The sequence below is a fragment of the Proteiniphilum acetatigenes DSM 18083 genome (assembly GCF_000380985.1).
Taxonomy (GTDB): Bacteria; Bacteroidota; Bacteroidia; order Bacteroidales; family Dysgonomonadaceae; genus Proteiniphilum; species Proteiniphilum acetatigenes.
The window spans coordinates 359,992-377,202 of the sequence record NZ_KB905696.1 but is presented as its reverse complement, the minus strand read 5'-3'; the positions used below and the strand labels follow the sequence as shown (position 1 = coordinate 377,202).

Here is a 17,211-nt window from a genome sequence, read left to right as displayed (position 1 = left end):
CTCAACTTTCATTACATTTGCAGGGAGTAAGAAACGGCAAAGATAGTTTTTTTGTTCCAGCAGAGCAAAAAATCATACCAGCCAAAACATTCTTCCCTGAATTGTGTTTTTTATTACAATGGGTAGCGACAAACAAAGAATAGGATCTGAATTACACATATTAAATTAGAAAGATATGGCAACAACTGAGAGTAAAACCAGCGAGAAAACAAAAACCACCAAAACAAAAAGCAAGAGTAAGACCAATACAAGACCTACAGCAGCAAGTGCCAAGAAAAACTTTATCCTCGACACGAATGTGATCCTGCATGATTTCAACTGCCTCGACAATTTTGAGGAGAACGACATCTATATCCCTTTCGTGGTACTGGAAGAGCTGGACAAGTTCAAGAAAGGAAGCGACCAGATCAATTTCAATGCCCGCGCTTTTGTGCGTGAACTGGATCTTATCACCGATGACGACCTGTTCACCAATGGTGCCGATATGGGAGTCGGCAGAGGTAAACTCTATATCGTAAACGGTTCAAAAGATAACAGAAAGATCATCGACGCTTTCCCCGAAAAAACGCCGGACAACCGTATCCTTACCGTGGTATCGGAAGTGGCTGAAAAACATCCGGAGATGAAAACCATTCTGGTATCGAAAGATATTAATTTGCGGATGAAGGCGCGTTCCCTTGGCATGCTGGCCGAAGATTATATCAACGACAAGGTGACGAATGTCGATATTTTCTCCCAGGGCGAAGAGGTGATCGAAGGTATCAATCCCGACCTGATCGATAAGGTATATGCTCAGGCAGGCGGTGTGGATATCGATGAGTTCAATTTCGAGATCCAGCTTGATCCCAATCAATGTTTCATCCTGAAAAGCGAAAGAAACAGCGTGTTGGCACGTTACAACCCGTTCACACAAAAAATAAAAAAGATCGAGAAAGAATCCAATTTCGGCATCCAGCCACGAAATGCGGAACAGGCATTTGCTTTCGAGATATTGAACGACCCGGAAATAAAACTGGTAGGTCTTACCGGAAAAGCGGGTACGGGAAAAACCCTGCTGGCATTGGCATCCGCTCTGAAGCAGAATAAAATCTATAATCAGATATTACTGGCACGCCCGATCGTTTCCCTGTCGAACAAAGACCTTGGTTATTTACCGGGCGACGAGAAACAAAAAGTGGCTCCTTATATGCAGCCTCTTTTTGATAACCTGAACGTGATCAAATCGAATCTGGGACAGAACAATCCCGACCTCAGGCTGCTCGACGAAATGCAAAAATCCGGACAACTGGAAATAGAGGCGCTGGCATTTATCCGCGGACGAAGCCTTACCGGCACATTCTGCATCATTGATGAAGCGCAGAACCTCACTCCGCATGAAGTAAAGACTATTATCACCCGTGCCGGAGAAAACACTAAGATGGTATTTACGGGCGATCTTCAGCAGATCGATTCGCCATATCTCGACACACAGTCTAACGGATTGGCCTATATGATCGACAAGATGCGGGGACAAAACCTGTTCGGACACGTAAATCTCGTAAAAGGTGAACGGAGTGAACTCTCCGAGTTGGCGAGCAACCTGTTGTAAAGTTAAAAATGAAAAATGAAAAGTGAAAAATGATTTTGTGAGTCGAATGATGACACAAAATCTACGGAGTGAAAAGTGAAAAATTTTTAGTTTTTCACTTTTCACTTTTAGTTTACTTATCTTTGTAGCCCTAAACAAAGATCAAGAGAATAATGCAAAAACCTTCCATACCCAAAGGGACAAGGGATTTTTCGCCCGAAGAGACGGCGAAACGGAATTATATTTTCGATACGATCAAAGAGGTGTATCGTCTTTACGGCTTTCGCCAGATTGAAACTCCTGCGATGGAAAACCTCTCCACCCTGATGGGAAAATATGGCGAAGAGGGTGATAAACTGCTGTTCAAGATACTCAACTCCGGCCATTTCCTAGGAGATTTGAGTGTGGAAGATATTACCGAAGGTAATTCTGCGAAGACAGCCAATAAGATTTCGGAGAAAGGACTCCGGTATGACCTTACCGTTCCCTTTGCCCGCTACGTGGTAATGCACCGCAATGACATCACCTTTCCCTTCAAACGCTACCAGATACAACCGGTATGGCGTGCCGACCGTCCCCAAAAAGGACGTTACCGCGAATTTTTCCAGTGTGATGCCGATATCGTAGGATCTGACTCTCTACTCAACGAGGTGGAGTTGATCCAGATCATCGACGAAGTCTTTTCCCAATTCGGCATCCGTGTTTCGGTGAAGCTGAACAACCGGAAGATCCTTTCCGGTATCGCCGAGATCATTGGTGAAGCCGATAAGATCACCGATATCACCGTCGCCATCGATAAACTCGACAAGATCGGCACGGAGAAGGTGAATGAAGAGCTGGTATCAAAAGGGATCACACAAGAGGCGATAGAAAAGTTACAACCTATCCTGTTACTGAGTGGCACCACCCGGGAAAAACTCGGTCAGTTGAAAGAGGTTCTGGCATCCTCTCCCACCGGATTGAAAGGCGTGGAAGAGATAGAATATATTTTCGATAAGACGGATCTGCTTTCACTGAAAAATGAGTTAACACTCGACCTGACTCTGGCACGGGGACTCAACTACTATACAGGTGCCATCATCGAAGTGAAAGCGCTCGACGTTGAAATCGGAAGCATCACCGGCGGTGGCAGGTATGACAACCTGACCGGTATCTTCGGGCTACCGGGCGTCTCCGGCGTGGGTATCTCATTCGGTGCCGACCGGATTTACGACGTACTGAACCAACTCAACCTTTTCCCGGAAAGTTTCACACACACTACCGATTTACTGTTTGTCAATTTCGGTGAAAAGGAGGCCGCTTATCTTCTTCCGGTAATGCAACAATTGAGAAACGCCGGTATCCGTTGCGAACTTTATCCCGATGCAGCCAAGATGAAGAAACAGATGTCGTATGCCGACAGTAACCATATCCCTTTCGTGGCTATCGTGGGCGAAAACGAAATGAAAGAGGGAAAGATCACGCTGAAGAATATGGAGACCGGAGAACAAAAGCCGGTAACCATTCAGGAGATCATCATGGGTCGTAAGACATCAACAGGCGAATGATTTAGTCGCAATCACAAAATACAAACGAACAAGATATAAATGCTCAGCATAGAGAACCTTACCGTTGAGTTCGGCGGTTTCACCCTACTTGACCGTATATCATTCGTCCTGAACCGGAACGAGCGGGTAGCCCTTGCCGGCAAGAACGGTGCAGGGAAATCGACGCTCCTGAAGATTATGGCGGGATTACAACAGCCTTCGGGTGGCGTGGTCTCCTTACCCAAAGGCGTCTCCATCGGTTATCTGCCGCAGCAGATGAAGCTGAGCGACAGCCGCACTGTACGTGAAGAAGCTTCCCTCGCTTTCTCTCACCTGCAAAAGATGGAGAAAGAGTTAGAGCAATTACACACCGAAATGGCCGAACGCACCGATTACGAGACAGAAGCCTACCAGGCAGTGATTGAACGGGCGACCGACCTGCAGGAGCTTTTACAAATGTCGGGGATCCACAATTTCGAAGCCGAAGTGGAAAAGACGCTGATGGGACTGGGGTTTCTGCGGAGCGATTTCGACCGCCCTACACGTGAATTCAGCGGTGGCTGGCGTATGCGTATCGAATTGGCGAAGATATTATTGCAGGCTCCGGATGTGCTGTTGCTCGACGAACCGACCAACCACCTCGACATAGAGTCGATCCAGTGGTTGGAAAATTTTCTCACTACACATTCCAACGCCGTCATGCTGGTATCGCACGACCGTGCTTTCCTGGATGCCGTAACCAACCGGACCATAGAAATCGTACTGGGTAATGCTCATGACTATAAAGTGAATTACTCCAAATATTTGGAGTTGCGCCGGGAACGGCGTGAGCAACAGCAGAGGGCCTATGAAAACCAGCAGAAGCAGATCAGGGACACCGAAGAATTTATAGAACGATTCCGTTATAAGGCGACTAAATCGAACCAGGTACAGTCACGTATCAAACAATTGGAGAAAATAGAGAGGATCGAGGTGGATGAAGTAGATAACTCCCGCCTCAACCTGAGATTCCCTCCCGCACCACGCTCAGGTTCCTACCCCATCGTCATGGAAGAGGTATCGAAAAGCTATGGAGATCATCTTGTTTTCAAAAATGTCACCCTTACCATCGAACGGGGTGAGAAGGTAGCGTTTGTAGGAAAGAACGGCGAAGGAAAGTCCACCCTCGTCAAATGTATCATGAACGAGATCGGTCACGGCGGAAAACTGGAATTAGGACATAATGTGAAGATCGGTTATTTTGCCCAGAACCAGGCGCAGCTGCTGGATGAGGATAGGACGGTATTCGATACCATCGACTATGTGGCAGTAGGCGATGTCCGCACTAAAATACGGGACATCCTCGGCGCCTTTATGTTTGGCGGAGAAGCGTCGGACAAAAAGGTGAAAGTCCTGTCAGGAGGTGAACGAAGCCGCCTGGCAATGATCCGGCTGCTTCTGGAGCCGGTCAACCTGCTTATTCTGGATGAGCCTACCAACCACCTCGATATCGCCTCGAAAGAAGTACTGAAAAAAGCGATCAGTGAATTCGACGGCACTGCTATCATCGTATCGCACGACCGCGATTTCCTGAACGGACTGGTGAGCAAAGTATATGAGTTCGGCGGAGGAAAAGTGACGGAACACCTGGGTGGCATCTATGACTTTCTGGACAAAAAAAAGCTGGAAACCCTGCAGCAATTGGAGCTCTCCACAACTGCGGCAGCTAAAATGGAGAAGAAACAGGAGCAACCGTCGGAGAGCAAACTCTCTTATCAGGAACAAAAAGAGCTGAACCGGAAACAACGCAAGTTGGAGAAGCAGATTGAAGAGGCGGAAAAGAAGATAGAAGCGCTTGAAAAGAAGATCTCAGAGATGGAAGCAACACTCTCCACGCCGGAAGGTGCATCGGATATGGATTTGCTGCAGAAATACCTGGACACCAAAGCCCGACTGGATCAGACAATGCATCACTGGGAACAGTTGCAGAATGAACTCTGACCTGCAAATCAAGGATGATGCTACGGTTGTACGGGGCCCTACGGCGACCCGAACCGGAACAATCCTTCAAAACGGACTCCTACAAGCATACTAACCATTAAAAGAAACTGAGAGAATGAAACGGATCAGTAAATTTATCTTCAATAAAATCCTCGGCTGGCGGGTCAGGGGCGAATTTCCCGTTCTCTCCAGATGCGTGATCGCCGTGGCACCTCATACCAGCAACTGGGATTTCCTGATAGCAAAACTGGCTTATTCCTCTATCGGCAGAACAGCCAACTTCCTTATTAAGGCAGAATGGTTCGTCTTTCCTTTCAACTTATTTTTTAAGAGTTTAGGAGGTATCCCGGTAACCAGGGAAAAGAATTCCTCACTCACCGATACCCTGGCATCGGAATTCAACCGACGCGACCAGATGCAATTGGCCATTACTCCGGAAGGGACACGTAAGCCGGTGAAAGAGTGGAAAAAGGGATTTTACTATATTGCATATAAAGCGGGTGTGCCGATATTGTTGGTCGGTCTGGATTACAGCACAAAGGAAGCCCTGTCTCTTGGGCTCATCCATCCTTCCGGAGATTATGAGAAGGATCTCAAGGAGATAAAATCCCGTTACCAAGGTATTCAGGGCAAGAAACCCGGGAATTTTTTACTATAGGATATCAAGGCAATCAAAAATCCCGCCTGTTTACCCAAAGTTTAACTCCATATTTAAGATGGATACTATGACACCGGAAACAAATTCTGATCTAAAAACCAGACTATCTCAGCGGATAGGAATGCAAGACATTCATGAAATCACCTTTCTTGTCCAAAATAATAATCAGAAAAAGCAGGAATTGTATGAGTGCCTTTTCGACAATGATGACCGTATCGGTTATAATGCAGCCTGGGTGATGACGCATTTCTCCTCAGGCGAAAATATATGGCTGTATGATAAACAGGATGAATTGATCGACGCCCTACTGGTATGTGAACATCCGGGAAAACGAAGGCTGATCCTCTCTTTACTGTTCCGGCAACCATTACACAATCCGCCACGGATCGATTTGCTGGATTTCTGCCTGGAACGGATGATCTCGAAGCGGGAACTACCCGGCGTACAGTCCCTTTGCATGAAGCTGGCTTATGAACTTTGCCGCCTCACACCGGAATTATTGCAGGAACTTAAAACAATACTCGAAATGATGGAACACGATTTAGTTCCCGCTATACGTACTGTCCGCAAAAATATACTGAAAGCCATGCCGAAAGGGAAAAGCCTGCAATCTTAACTCCAAAATATTACCTTTACCGAAAATTGCATTCAATGAACTACACTGCCTACCTATTCGATTTCGATTATACGCTGGCCGATTCATCGCAGGGGATCCTTATATGTTTCAGGAATGTCCTTGATCGTCGACAATTCAGGGATGTCACTGACGATGCGATCAAACATACGATCGGAAAAACCTTAAAAGAATCGTTTTCTATTCTTACTGGCATAACCGATCCGGAACAATTGGCGTCCATGCAAAGAGAATATTCTGAAGAGGCAAATATCCATATGAATGCAAATACGGTTCTCTTCCCCGCAACTATTGCTGTTTTAACCAGACTGAGGGGACAGGGAGTGCAGATTGGAATTGTTTCCACAAAATTCCGTTTCAGGATACAGAGCTTCCTGAAAGATTATTTCCCCAATGATTTTTTTGATGTGATCATCGGGGGTGAGGATGTAGAATCGCATAAACCTTCGCCTGAAGGTATATTCCTCGCACTTGAACGATTAGGTTGCACTCCGGAGAAAACATTGTATGTTGGAGACTCTCTGGTCGATGCCGAGGCGGCACAAGCGGCCGGCGTGGATTTCGCCGGCGTGCTGACCGGAATGACAACAGCCGGGGAACTACGAGCCTTTCCGCACCGGGTCATATTGACTGATTTAAACGATTTGCTGTTCCCTCCAACACGGAAAATTTGGAAAAGTATTTACCATAGATACTTTCAACTCCGGAAATGGGTCGCATTCCAAAGGATGATCCACATCAAACAGATCAGGGGACGTTCCATATCTGAGGCTGCTCCGAAAGAAACCACCATTTGTAAAAACTGCGGACACACATTCACCGGAAACTATTGTAATCATTGCGCCCAAAGCAAAGAAGTACAGCGATTCAACTTCCGGTCAGGTATTTTACACGCATTGGGCGGATTAAGTAATATCGACCGAGGTTTCGGATACACATTACTTGAATTGCTATACCGGCCGGGATACATGATCAATGATTTCATTGCAGGAAAACGTGTCCGGTATTTTCGTCCTTTTCAGACACTTTTTGTATTGGCTGCCGTATATATTTTGCTGATTCAATTTATTGATCCTGATGCATTAAAAAAGGAAAATACTGTTAAATCGACAAAACAACAGGAAATAATAGATGCCAGAGATCAGTTACAAATGCAGCTGGACACCATGCAAGATGAAACCGGTAAAAAAGTATTGGAACAAGCTATCAGATATTTAAACAGACCTGTTGAGTTGGAATCCGGTCAATCAGGTACCCAAAAGTCCCAACCGGGCCATGATGGGAAAGAGAATACTGAACCCTCTCCTGATTGGATAGATAACATTGTAGATAATACAGTACATATTTCTGAAAGAAAACTGATAGAAAATCCTTTCATACAAAGGGTATGGAATATTCTGAAGAATTGGGCACATGGGAACAAGGCCGTCAGCATCATTTTTACTCTTCCTCTTTTTGCGTTGGCTACCCGTATGGCTTTTCGCAAACGGGTCTATAACCGTCATTATAATTATACTGAACATATTTTTGTGCAAACATATATTGCCAGTCAGATACTGCTTGTCAGCAGTATTTATTTGTTATTTCGCGGGAAGGCTGAAGTTGGCAATTTATATGATCTTTCCCTTTTGGGTATCTTTGTATTGTTTGTATGGGATTATAAGCAACTTTTCCGTGGTACCTGGTGGCAAACTATCAGACGGACAATGTTGATGTTCTTTTATAGTCTTCTGCTCATTATTTTCATAGCAATCATTCTCGTTGTTTTTATCATCGCAGTGGCATATCTTCTAAAATTATTTGGCTTTGGAAATGGATAATGGACAATGGATAATGGACAATGGATAATGGACAATGGACAATGGTAATGACAATGGTAATGACACTCGGTAACTGGTAATTAGTAATTGGTAATTGGTAATTAGTAATTCTTAATCAGTCCTTAAAATCGAGTGACAACTGAAACCCATCAATCAGAGGCTGAGTTGAGTCGACATCTGCATTTTTCAAGGTAAGCCCCATCAGCCGGATCTTTTTCTCTTCCAGATCATCGACCTGTAATAACAGTTCTTTACCCAATTCGAACAACTCACGGTAGGTCTTGATATAATAGCTCACGGTTCTGCTTCGGGTTATGATGGTAAAATCGGCATATTTGATCTTCAGCGTGAGTGTCCTGGCAAGAAATTTCCGTTTCTCGGCCCTTCGGGATACTTCCCGGGCAATCTCATCGAGTGCTGCCAGCATATCCACAACTTCATTCAGGTCTTCCAGAAAAGTCTCTTCGGCACCCAGCGATTTACGGACTCTCTCCGACTCCACCTCCCGGTCATCTACACCTCTGGCAAAATGATAATAGCCAATCCCTGCCTTCCCGAACTCGCGTACAAGATCGACTTCGTTCCACTGCTTCAGGTCGTATCCCGTGTTGATACCCAGTTCCACCATTCGTGCCGCCGTCACTCTCCCTACCCCGAAAAACTTACCTATAGGCAATTTCTCTATAAAATCTTCCGCCTTATCCGGTTCAATGACGAACAGCCCGTCCGGTTTATTATAGTCCGAAGCGATCTTTGCCAGGAATTTATTGTAGGAAACACCTGCAGAGGCAGTAAGGCGCGTACGGTTAAATATCTTTTGTCTGATCTCCTTCGCAATCATGGTCGCAGAACGCAATCCCCTATGGTTCACCGTCACATCAAGAAATGCCTCATCAAGAGAGAGAGGTTCCACCTTATCGGTATATTCAAGAAAGATCTGCATGATCTGGTTGGAGACGCTTCGGTAGACATCGAACCGGGGCATAACAAAAATAATATGAGGACATTTGCGGAGAGCCGTCACCGAAGCCATCGCCGAATGAACCCCATATTTACGTGCTTCATAACTCGCCGCCGCGACCACACCCCGTTTTTCACCATATCCCACCGCTACAGGCTTACCCCGAAGTTCGGGATTATCGCGCTGTTCAATGGATGCGTAAAAAGCGTCCATGTCGATATGGATTATTTTTCGGTTCATAGTAGCAAATGTAGTTTCAATTTATTAAAAATCAAAAAGAAAGAGAGAAAATAATTCAGATTTCAGTTCTGACAATTCCGGGTTTTCGACTATCAAGGTTTCATATTTGCAGGGAAAAGATTACCTTTGAATAGGAATGGTTTTATTTTCGTGTTTTATCAGAATGAAAAGAAGAAATATTATACTTTTTTGCTGTTTATTGGTATTGTCATATTCCTGTTCCAACAAGAATGAGATCAGGGATGGGGATCTTTTATTTATAGTGGCAGAGGATCACGGACTCTCCTCTGCCATCAGCCGGGTAACACAAACGGAAATGAAAACAAATTACGAACATGTCGCCATTATCCGGATCGATTCGGACACTATTTGGGTACTGGACGCTTCCCCGAAAGAGGGCACACGAAAAATATTATTGAAAGATTTTATGGATGAGCGGGGATCTGCCGTTTATCGTTACAGGTTAAAAGGTGAATATAGCAATAGTATCAACAGAGGATGGCCTCTGGCTGAGGAGATGTTAGGAAAACCCTATAATTTCTCCTATGTATGGAATGATACAAGCCACTATTGTTCAGAATTTATCTACAGGATGTTTGAAAATGACTCGATCTTCAAGTTGAACCCCATGACTTTTATCGATCCGGAGACAGGAGAATTCGATGCCACCTGGGTGGCACATTACGACAGCCTTGGAATGGCAATTCCGGAAGGGGAACCGGGATGCAATCCCAATGGATTGGCTGCAAGCGACAAACTGGAATTCTTAGGCCGGTTTCACCTTTGAGATGAATTGCCGGCCCTCCCGGCACTTATTCTATCTTTGACCCGGGAAAAATCAATATCCCCGATCAGGCCAGCAGGTATCTGAAAGCTTCATACACCAGGAATGCCGGCCATACAATCGCTTTCAGGAATCCCAGCACTCCCATCCAAAACGTCGTGGCGGTGGAGATAAAATAGATAGCTGCACCTATCAGCCCCAGTCCATAGACGGCATCGCTCGAAGAACCTGTTTTTCGCGTTTTCTCACACATAATAGTTGTATTTTATATTATTGATAATTAATATATTACATATCAACTTCCACAGTATGTAATCGCTACAAATTTAATCAAAATTTGGTAAAATAATCCAATTAACAAGTCTATCATTTAAAATCAAGCGCCGGAAATGTCCAAATTACGACGCCCCATTCTACATTCATAAAGATGAACCAAAGGATTACTATTCTTTAGAATAAAAACTCTCCAAGCGCTTTATTTCGGATTTGAAGAGGTCTTGTTTTCTTTTAGGTGTCTTTTCGAAAAAAGAGAGTTCTATGCGGGGAGAACCTTTTTGAGTGACTTTCCTCCATGAACCGATAATCTCCCCATTCAGTATAATCGTAGGGGAAAAGAGGCCGTTTTTTGTCATCACTTTACCATAGTGTGTGTCATCAATTATTTCGGAACGATCTTTATAACTCACTACAAATTCATCGAACGGAGGAAGCAACAAAGCATAGTTCTCATCCGCAGGTGGATTTTTAACATCGTTTTTCATCCAAAAATCGCGTCCGTTTATTGTCTCGCAAATAAAGTCTGCCTTTATCATTTCAATGGCTTGTCGGCATTGTGTCATAGTCAATCCCGACCACCAGACGAAATCATGGATGGTAGCCGGACCGTGGCTGGTAAAAAATCTCCGTGCCAAATATTCTAGTTCCTCTTCTTTGCTCAGAGTTTTCCGACGGGGAACCCACTCTTCAAACAGAGTGAAAGTCTGCTTATTTCCTTTTAGCCGGCCGTTAATCAGGATTCCTTCCATCTCGGCATAAGATATGGTTAACTGCAGGTGTCCGTCATCTAATATTATATCCTGTTCAAGCAAGGCATCTCCGATTTCCTGTTTAGTCAGGTGCTTCCCTCCTATCAGGACCCTTTCCAGTACAGGTACAGCCCGGTATATCAGAGACTCGTCTGCACCGAATGTTTTCGCATAGGAACGATAAATGGGTTTCAATCGTGGATTGGAAAGGTCGAACATCCAGTGAATATCTTCTGCCGACACAAAATGCCAGGTCGGACGTAAAATATGGGTACGGATAATCTTCCCTGCGTTCAATGCTTCGTCAATATCCTTTACATTCCTGTTTTCCAGGCGTGTACCAATCGCCCATTTAGCCATATCAAGCGCCTGGGACTGCATAGCTCCCATCCATGATACGATTTCGTGAGGATCTCCTATTTCATGGGATAAAAGCAACTGGTTATATAAACGGATATTGAGTAATTCTGACCTGTTCATTTGTATCTCGATGAATGCGTTTTGCAAATTTACAATTTAAATCGGGAAAACATCATCAATCTCATTCTGAGTTTAGACAAGACGGTAGACCTTGTGCATTTCCTCACCTTGTGCATTTCCTCACGACACATGCTCTCATCAGAAAATAAGCCGGAACAGAAACTCATTTTAAGTGAGTCTGCTTTAACCATATATACTATTCGTTCTTAATGCGGACGTTTAATGAATTTCTTTCTTTACATTCAAAGATACTGAATGTTTGAAAAATAGCAATGATCACACCTTAAAAACCTTTACTTTTACCAATTTCCAGTTTCAGTTTAACCTTTTCCCTATTACTTCCTGAAACTTCCTCTATTTTCTCTTGAATAATCTATAGGATATCCTGTCAATAATATTGCTAATTAGCTATGCTGCTTTACACCAACCTCTTGTCTCGTTGTCATTTATTCTTTATCAAAAGTTTAATTGAAACATGAAAAACATCAATAAAGTTTTATACTGTTCTATTTACGTAGAGCAAATAGAACCACTAATATATTACTTTAAACCATTCTCGTGTATTGTTCGCTATCCTGACAAGCATAAGCATAACAGGAACTTCGACTAATACTCCGACAACCGTTGCCAATGCCGCACCTGACTGCAGCCCGAAGAGTGAAATGGCAACAGCAACAGCCAGTTCAAAAAAATTGCTTGCTCCAATCATTCCTGCAGGTGCAGCAATATCATGGGGCAGTTTCCACCATTTTGCCCATCCATATGCTACAAAGAAGATGAAAACGGTTTGTATTATCAATGGGATGGCTATCAACAGAATATGCAGGGGATTATTTAATATGGTTTCTCCCTGAAAAGAAAAAAGAATGATCAGCGTAAGTAAAAGTCCGCCAATAGTGAAATTATTGAACTTATTGATAAAAACGTTATTGAAATATACTATCCCTTTTTTCTTTACCACGGTAGTACGGGTGATAACACCCGCCAGGAGGGGTATTACAATAAAGAGAAGTACTGAAATTATTAATGTATTCCAGGGTATGGAAATTCCGCCTATCCCCAATAAAAGCGCTACAATCGGTACAAATGCCACCAGTATAATCAAATCGTTTACAGCTACCTGTACAAGTGTATAGGCTGCATTTCCTTTGGTGAGATAACTCCATACAAACACCATGGCCGTGCAGGGCGCAGCTCCAAGCAATACGGTCCCGGCCAAATAATCTTCCGCTAATTTAGACGGGATGAATGCTTTGAATATTACAAAAAAGAATAAATAAGCTATCCCGAACATGGTAAAAGGCTTAATCAACCAGTTGGTAATACAGGTGATGATGATCCCTTTCGGACGTTTACCCACATCCTTGACGCTCTGGAAATCAACTTTGAGCATCATTGGAAATATCATTAACCATATCAAAACAGCTACCGGAATTGATACATTGGCATATTCAAACTTACTCAACGTTTCCGGGATGACCGGGAACCATTGTCCTATAGCAATCCCTACGACAATACAAATAGTCACCCATATGGTAAGGTATTTTTCAAAAACACCTATCCCTTGTTTCTTCTCCATTCTACTTATTATCAATTATGGCTGGATAACTCCGGCTTAATCTGATTTATATATAATTCCTGAAAACGCATCTTTATCTCATCCCTAACCCGTAGAAATTCATCCTTAACAAACTCAGGGGTTCCCGTAGCTTCGGAAGGATCATCAAACCCAATATGTAAACGATGTTTTACCTTGCCGGAAAATACCGGGCAGCTCTCTTTCGCGCTATCACATACCGTTATTACATAATCCCATTCCTGATCTTTGTATTTCTCAATACTCTGCGGAACGTGGTTACTGATATTTATACCTATTTCAGCCATCACCTGAATAGCCATTGCATTCACTTTTTCTGCAGGTTTGGTTCCTGCAGAAAGACTTGTAATGTATCATCAAAAGAGTGTAAGAAACCGTGAGCCATCTGGCTTCTGCAACTATTGCCGGTGCAAAGAATTAATATCTTCATTTGTTATATATTTTTTCAATTAATACAAGAAATATAATTGTACTTACCCTATTTGCTTACGACTTTCTGAGCTCCATTCATACCTTGAGCATCCTGTATCGAATACTTTTATTTTCATACAATTATAAATCGTAATTCGCCGAACAACAAACATTCTCATTAAAAAATATATGCTATTAACAGCATATATCTTTTGTGGCATATACACTAAAAAGGTCTGCGAACAGCTTACTGGCTATTTCCCAGTTCTCCTTATTAATGCAATACCTCACTTTTGGGGTTTCTATCTCCCCCTGAATTAAGCCTGCTTCCTTGAGTTCTTTCAGATGCTGGGATACGGTAGCCTTTGCTATCGGAAGTTCATCATGAATGTCACCAAAAAAACAACTTTCCTGCGATGCTAAAAATAGCAATATCGCAACACGGGTAGGATGTCCCATTGCCTTGGCAAAACGGGCGATAATCTCCTGTTCTTTAACGTTATTATTACTCTTTATCATCTGAAGCCCCATTAAATTGTTCGTAAAATTACGAACAATATTTTTAATGAGCAAATTTTCAATCTATTTTTTTTACGATTTTCTCAACATGATTGCCTGTAAATTTACTGAAATACAGCGCTTCGTCTAACTCATTTACTTTAATCTCTGTTGGTTTTTCAGCTATTGCCTTTATATTTTTGGTACGGGAGAGACAGACAATGAATGTTTAACTCCTCATCTGTTACATCTTGCCCCGTCTTCTTCTGAATATCAACAACTATCAATAGATTGATATATTCTAATTTTTTCTTCATTTATTCTCTTGTTGAGGATAGCCTCCTGAATAACGCTCGCCTACAATTTCTACTGTTGACAGATCATCAGCCAGTTTTTTCAGTTCATCGGGGGTGAATTTATATTCTGCCGCCCACATATTTTCCTGTAAATGGGCCAGTTTGGTCGTCCCGGGAATAGGAACGATGAATGGCTTCTGTGCCAGTAACCATGCCAGAGCGACCTGCGCTACGGTCAACCCTCTATGGTCACCAAACTCTTTCAGGATATCGATAATACCCCAGTTAGTAATGATATTTTCCGGCTGATACCGAGGTAACCCTGGCCGGTTATCATTATCGGGATTATAGCGGGTACGTTCGTTGATATACCCCGTAATAAGCCCGCGACTCAACGGACTATACGGAACAAAACCTATTCCCAGTTCTTCACACAGATCCAACACCTCGTTTTCAGGTTGACGTGTCATGGGGGAATATTCGCTTTGCAGTGCAGTCACAGGTTGTACCGCATGAGCCTTGCGAATAAGTTCAATACCATCGATGGTGTGGTTGAAATCTCTTTCACTCATTCCGAAATATTTCACCTTGCCTTTGGCAATCAGATCTTTTACAGTTCCGGCAACCTCTTCAATCGGCACATTAGGATCGACACGGTGTTGGTAGAGCAAATCAATATAGTCTGTCCGCAAACTTTTCAGCGAATGATCCACTACCTGTCTGATTCTGTCAGAACGACTATCAAGTCCTAATTCGGGTCTACCATCCTTGAATCCAAATTTGGTAGCAATAATAACATTTTGACGCACAGGCTCAAGTGCCTCCCCTACTAATTCTTCGTTGACTAATGGGCCGTAGGCTTCCGCTGTATCAAAAAAATTAACACCTATCTCCACAGCCCCTCGAATCATAGCGATCATCGCCTGTCTGTCGGGAATAAAACTCCGGTGATAGCTCATTCCCATGCAACCCAGTCCAAGTGCCGTCACTTCAAGTTCTCCCAATTTTCGGGTAGGGATATTTGTTTTACCGGTATTTTTTCCCGGTTCTTTATCAGCGGTCGATTGACTGTTACAACCTGAACCAAGTCCAATTGTACCGAACGCCATTGCAGAAGTAGCCAATGCCCCTGTAGTAATAAATTTGCGGCGATTTACATTCATACTTTTATCTTTTTCTATTTATAATTATAAATTGATGTGGATAACTATCCTTTTTGCAAATCAATGTTATAAAAACTCCTTTATCTCCAATTACCCATAACACAAAATTAGATTTAATTTCTCCACTTATCCATAGATAAATTACGGTTTCTTATACCATTATTACTGATTTAAGATATTGCATTACACTTCTTTGAATAAAAAACCATATTTTTGCCATGGTAAAAAGTTAAGAATATGACTAAAATTTTGAAGCTGGATTCTATTCAGGATTATCTTCATTTTCTTGGGATAGAAACGCTCCACTCGCTTATCAGTGTGATTGATTTCTCGACAGTAAAACCTTTGCGGCATATACGGAAAAATTATGGCTTCTATGCGGTGTTTCTAAAAGATGTTGATTGCGGCAACTTGCAGTACGGGCGCAACTATTACGACTATCAGGAAGGGACACTGGTATTTGTATCTCCCGGACAGATTGTAGGTAATGACGATACCGGGGAGGAGTACCAGTTTCAGGGATGGGCATTACTGTTTCACCCAGATTTGCTTCGGGGCACGTCTCTCGCTACCAGGATGAAAGAATATACATTCTTTTCGTACGAAGCCAACGAGTCGCTACATATGTCTGAACGTGAAAGGCATATTATCCTCAATTGCCTTAAAGAGATAAAAGAGGAGTTGGAACATTCCATCGACAAACACAGTCGATCCATTATTACAGCCAATATCGAAGTGTTTCTCAACCACTGTATGCGTTTTTACGACCGCCAGTTCGTAACACGCGAATATGTGAATAAAGATACTCTAAGCAGTTTTGAACAGCTACTCAACAGTTATTTCGAAACAAGTAAACCAGAGACAATAGGACTCCCGTCCGTGCAATATTTTGCGGAACAACTACATCTGTCTCCCAATTATTTTGGAGATCTGATCAAGAAAGAAACAGGTAAAACAGCACAAGAATATATTCAGCTGAAGTTGATAGAAAAATCAAAACAGAAACTTTCCGACTCCACCAAAACGGTTAATGAAGTCGCTTATGAGTTGGGATTCAAGTATCCGCATCACTTCAGTCGGTTGTTCAAGAAGGTGGCCGGTTGTTCTCCGACAGATTTCCGGTCACAGAATTAATGATGGTATCCTGCCATTTTCCGACATTCATCGGCGCATTTCCTGCAAGCCTCAGCACATTCCCGACAGTGATCGTGGTGAGAATGTTTTTCACATTCAGCTGCACATTGGTCGCATATTTCAGCGCATAGCCTGCATATTTCTTTCGACTTATCGCTGCCCAAACTCATCAATTGGGCGGCGGCATAACATATTGCAGCGCATTCCATATCCGTTTGGATACATTTTGCCATCATTTTCACGTCTTCCTCTTTCGTACATGAAGAAGCGCAATAATTACACGTGCTTGCACAGGCAAGACAAGCGTCAATACATGATTTATAATCCTGATATGCTGTCATAACTTTTGATTTTTTGGTGAATGGGTAAAGGTGTATTCGATAAGATAATAAGGGTAATTGCTCCGGTGGCAACTACCCTTATCGCTATAAAGTATC

At 43.1% G+C, this 17,211-nt stretch carries 15 protein-coding genes and 1 pseudogene; 8 read left to right on the top strand and 8 right to left on the bottom strand.

What is annotated here, in order from left to right:
• Nucleotides 1-175 precede the first annotated feature (175 nt).
• From F597_RS0110005 to F597_RS21950, 6 genes are all read left to right on the top strand, one after another.
• Nucleotides 176-1,588, top strand: a complete 1,413-nt coding sequence (locus tag F597_RS0110005; RefSeq protein WP_019539601.1) for a PhoH family protein — start codon at nt 176-178, stop codon at nt 1,586-1,588.
• 152 nt (nt 1,589-1,740) lie between these two features.
• The gene (hisS, locus tag F597_RS0110000; protein ID WP_019539600.1) at nt 1,741-3,114 is read left to right on the top strand and encodes a histidine--tRNA ligase; all 1,374 of its coding nucleotides are present in this window, start codon (nt 1,741-1,743) and stop codon (nt 3,112-3,114) included.
• Between the two features lie 39 nt (nt 3,115-3,153).
• Complete coding sequence (locus tag F597_RS0109995) at nt 3,154-5,073, top strand: ABC-F family ATP-binding cassette domain-containing protein (protein ID WP_019539599.1); 1,920 nt, start codon at nt 3,154-3,156, stop codon at nt 5,071-5,073.
• A gap of 115 nt (nt 5,074-5,188) precedes the next feature.
• Nucleotides 5,189-5,731, top strand: a complete 543-nt coding sequence (locus F597_RS0109990; protein WP_019539598.1) for a 1-acyl-sn-glycerol-3-phosphate acyltransferase — start codon at nt 5,189-5,191, stop codon at nt 5,729-5,731.
• A gap of 121 nt (nt 5,732-5,852) precedes the next feature.
• Nucleotides 5,853-6,347, top strand: coding sequence for a hypothetical protein (locus tag F597_RS0109985; RefSeq protein WP_019539597.1), 495 nt, complete (start codon nt 5,853-5,855; stop codon nt 6,345-6,347).
• Between the two features lie 35 nt (nt 6,348-6,382).
• Entirely contained in the window at nt 6,383-8,185 is a 1,803-nt protein-coding gene (locus tag F597_RS21950; RefSeq protein ID WP_019539596.1) for an HAD-IA family hydrolase, read from the top strand.
• A gap of 115 nt (nt 8,186-8,300) precedes the next feature.
• On the opposite strand, the gene dinB is transcribed toward F597_RS21950, so the two are convergent.
• On the bottom strand, nt 8,301-9,386 hold the full coding sequence (dinB, locus tag F597_RS0109975) for a DNA polymerase IV (RefSeq protein WP_081624357.1): 1,086 nt from the start codon (nt 9,384-9,386) through the stop codon (nt 8,301-8,303).
• A 163-nt stretch (nt 9,387-9,549) separates the two neighbouring features.
• On the opposite strand from dinB, the gene F597_RS0109970 reads away from it, so the two are divergent.
• Nucleotides 9,550-10,173, top strand: coding sequence for a YiiX/YebB-like N1pC/P60 family cysteine hydrolase (locus F597_RS0109970; protein ID WP_026327344.1), 624 nt, complete (start codon nt 9,550-9,552; stop codon nt 10,171-10,173).
• A 64-nt stretch (nt 10,174-10,237) separates the two neighbouring features.
• On the opposite strand, the gene F597_RS0109965 is transcribed toward F597_RS0109970, so the two are convergent.
• The 6 genes and pseudogenes from F597_RS0109965 to F597_RS0109935 all read right to left on the bottom strand — a co-directional run bounded on the left by F597_RS0109965 (nt 10,238) and on the right by F597_RS0109935 (nt 15,640).
• The gene (locus F597_RS0109965) at nt 10,238-10,423 is read right to left on the bottom strand and encodes a hypothetical protein (RefSeq protein WP_019539593.1); all 186 of its coding nucleotides are present in this window, start codon (nt 10,421-10,423) and stop codon (nt 10,238-10,240) included.
• A 190-nt stretch (nt 10,424-10,613) separates the two neighbouring features.
• Nucleotides 10,614-11,675 carry a winged helix DNA-binding domain-containing protein gene (locus F597_RS0109960; RefSeq protein ID WP_019539592.1) on the bottom strand — a complete coding sequence of 354 codons (1,062 nt, stop codon included), beginning with the start codon at nt 11,673-11,675 and terminating at the stop codon, nt 10,614-10,616.
• 532 nt (nt 11,676-12,207) lie between these two features.
• Nucleotides 12,208-13,254 carry an ACR3 family arsenite efflux transporter gene (arsB, locus tag F597_RS0109955; RefSeq protein ID WP_019539591.1) on the bottom strand — a complete coding sequence of 349 codons (1,047 nt, stop codon included), beginning with the start codon at nt 13,252-13,254 and terminating at the stop codon, nt 12,208-12,210.
• 11 nt (nt 13,255-13,265) lie between these two features.
• A pseudogene (locus F597_RS20520) lies at nt 13,266-13,702 on the bottom strand (arsenate reductase ArsC).
• A 176-nt stretch (nt 13,703-13,878) separates the two neighbouring features.
• Nucleotides 13,879-14,202, bottom strand: a complete 324-nt coding sequence (locus tag F597_RS0109945; protein ID WP_026327343.1) for an ArsR/SmtB family transcription factor — start codon at nt 14,200-14,202, stop codon at nt 13,879-13,881.
• Nucleotides 14,203-14,494: 292 nt separating this feature from the next.
• A complete protein-coding gene (locus F597_RS0109935) occupies nt 14,495-15,640 on the bottom strand; it encodes an aldo/keto reductase (RefSeq protein WP_019539587.1) in 1,146 nt (381 codons plus the stop codon).
• 237 nt (nt 15,641-15,877) lie between these two features.
• On the opposite strand from F597_RS0109935, the gene F597_RS0109930 reads away from it, so the two are divergent.
• Complete coding sequence (locus F597_RS0109930) at nt 15,878-16,774, top strand: helix-turn-helix domain-containing protein (protein WP_019539586.1); 897 nt, start codon at nt 15,878-15,880, stop codon at nt 16,772-16,774.
• Here the strand turns inward: F597_RS0109930 and F597_RS0109925 are convergent.
• Nucleotides 16,771-17,115: a four-helix bundle copper-binding protein gene (locus F597_RS0109925; RefSeq protein ID WP_019539585.1), complete on the bottom strand. Its 345-nt coding sequence runs from the start codon at nt 17,113-17,115 to the stop codon at nt 16,771-16,773. The genes F597_RS0109930 and F597_RS0109925 overlap by 4 nt on opposite strands.
• Nucleotides 17,116-17,211: the final 96 nt, after the last annotated feature.

What these genes read in the sequence shown, in the direction of transcription:
- F597_RS0110005 (WP_019539601.1), top strand. Translation starts at nt 176, where the DNA reads ATGGCAACAACTGAGAGTAAAACCAGCGAGAAAACAAAAACCACCAAA.
- hisS (WP_019539600.1), top strand. Translation starts at nt 1,741, where the DNA reads ATGCAAAAACCTTCCATACCCAAAGGGACAAGGGATTTTTCGCCCGAA.
- F597_RS0109995 (WP_019539599.1), top strand. Translation starts at nt 3,154, where the DNA reads ATGCTCAGCATAGAGAACCTTACCGTTGAGTTCGGCGGTTTCACCCTA.
- F597_RS0109990 (WP_019539598.1), top strand. Translation starts at nt 5,189, where the DNA reads ATGAAACGGATCAGTAAATTTATCTTCAATAAAATCCTCGGCTGGCGG.
- F597_RS0109985 (WP_019539597.1), top strand. Translation starts at nt 5,853, where the DNA reads ATGCAAGACATTCATGAAATCACCTTTCTTGTCCAAAATAATAATCAG.
- F597_RS21950 (WP_019539596.1), top strand. Translation starts at nt 6,383, where the DNA reads ATGAACTACACTGCCTACCTATTCGATTTCGATTATACGCTGGCCGAT.
- dinB (WP_081624357.1), bottom strand. Translation starts at nt 9,386, where the DNA reads ATGAACCGAAAAATAATCCATATCGACATGGACGCTTTTTACGCATCC.
- F597_RS0109970 (WP_026327344.1), top strand. Translation starts at nt 9,550, where the DNA reads ATGAAAAGAAGAAATATTATACTTTTTTGCTGTTTATTGGTATTGTCA.
- F597_RS0109965 (WP_019539593.1), bottom strand. Translation starts at nt 10,423, where the DNA reads ATGTGTGAGAAAACGCGAAAAACAGGTTCTTCGAGCGATGCCGTCTAT.
- F597_RS0109960 (WP_019539592.1), bottom strand. Translation starts at nt 11,675, where the DNA reads ATGAACAGGTCAGAATTACTCAATATCCGTTTATATAACCAGTTGCTT.
- arsB (WP_019539591.1), bottom strand. Translation starts at nt 13,254, where the DNA reads ATGGAGAAGAAACAAGGGATAGGTGTTTTTGAAAAATACCTTACCATA.
- F597_RS0109945 (WP_026327343.1), bottom strand. Translation starts at nt 14,202, where the DNA reads ATGATAAAGAGTAATAATAACGTTAAAGAACAGGAGATTATCGCCCGT.
- F597_RS0109935 (WP_019539587.1), bottom strand. Translation starts at nt 15,640, where the DNA reads ATGAATGTAAATCGCCGCAAATTTATTACTACAGGGGCATTGGCTACT.
- F597_RS0109930 (WP_019539586.1), top strand. Translation starts at nt 15,878, where the DNA reads ATGACTAAAATTTTGAAGCTGGATTCTATTCAGGATTATCTTCATTTT.
- F597_RS0109925 (WP_019539585.1), bottom strand. Translation starts at nt 17,115, where the DNA reads ATGACAGCATATCAGGATTATAAATCATGTATTGACGCTTGTCTTGCC.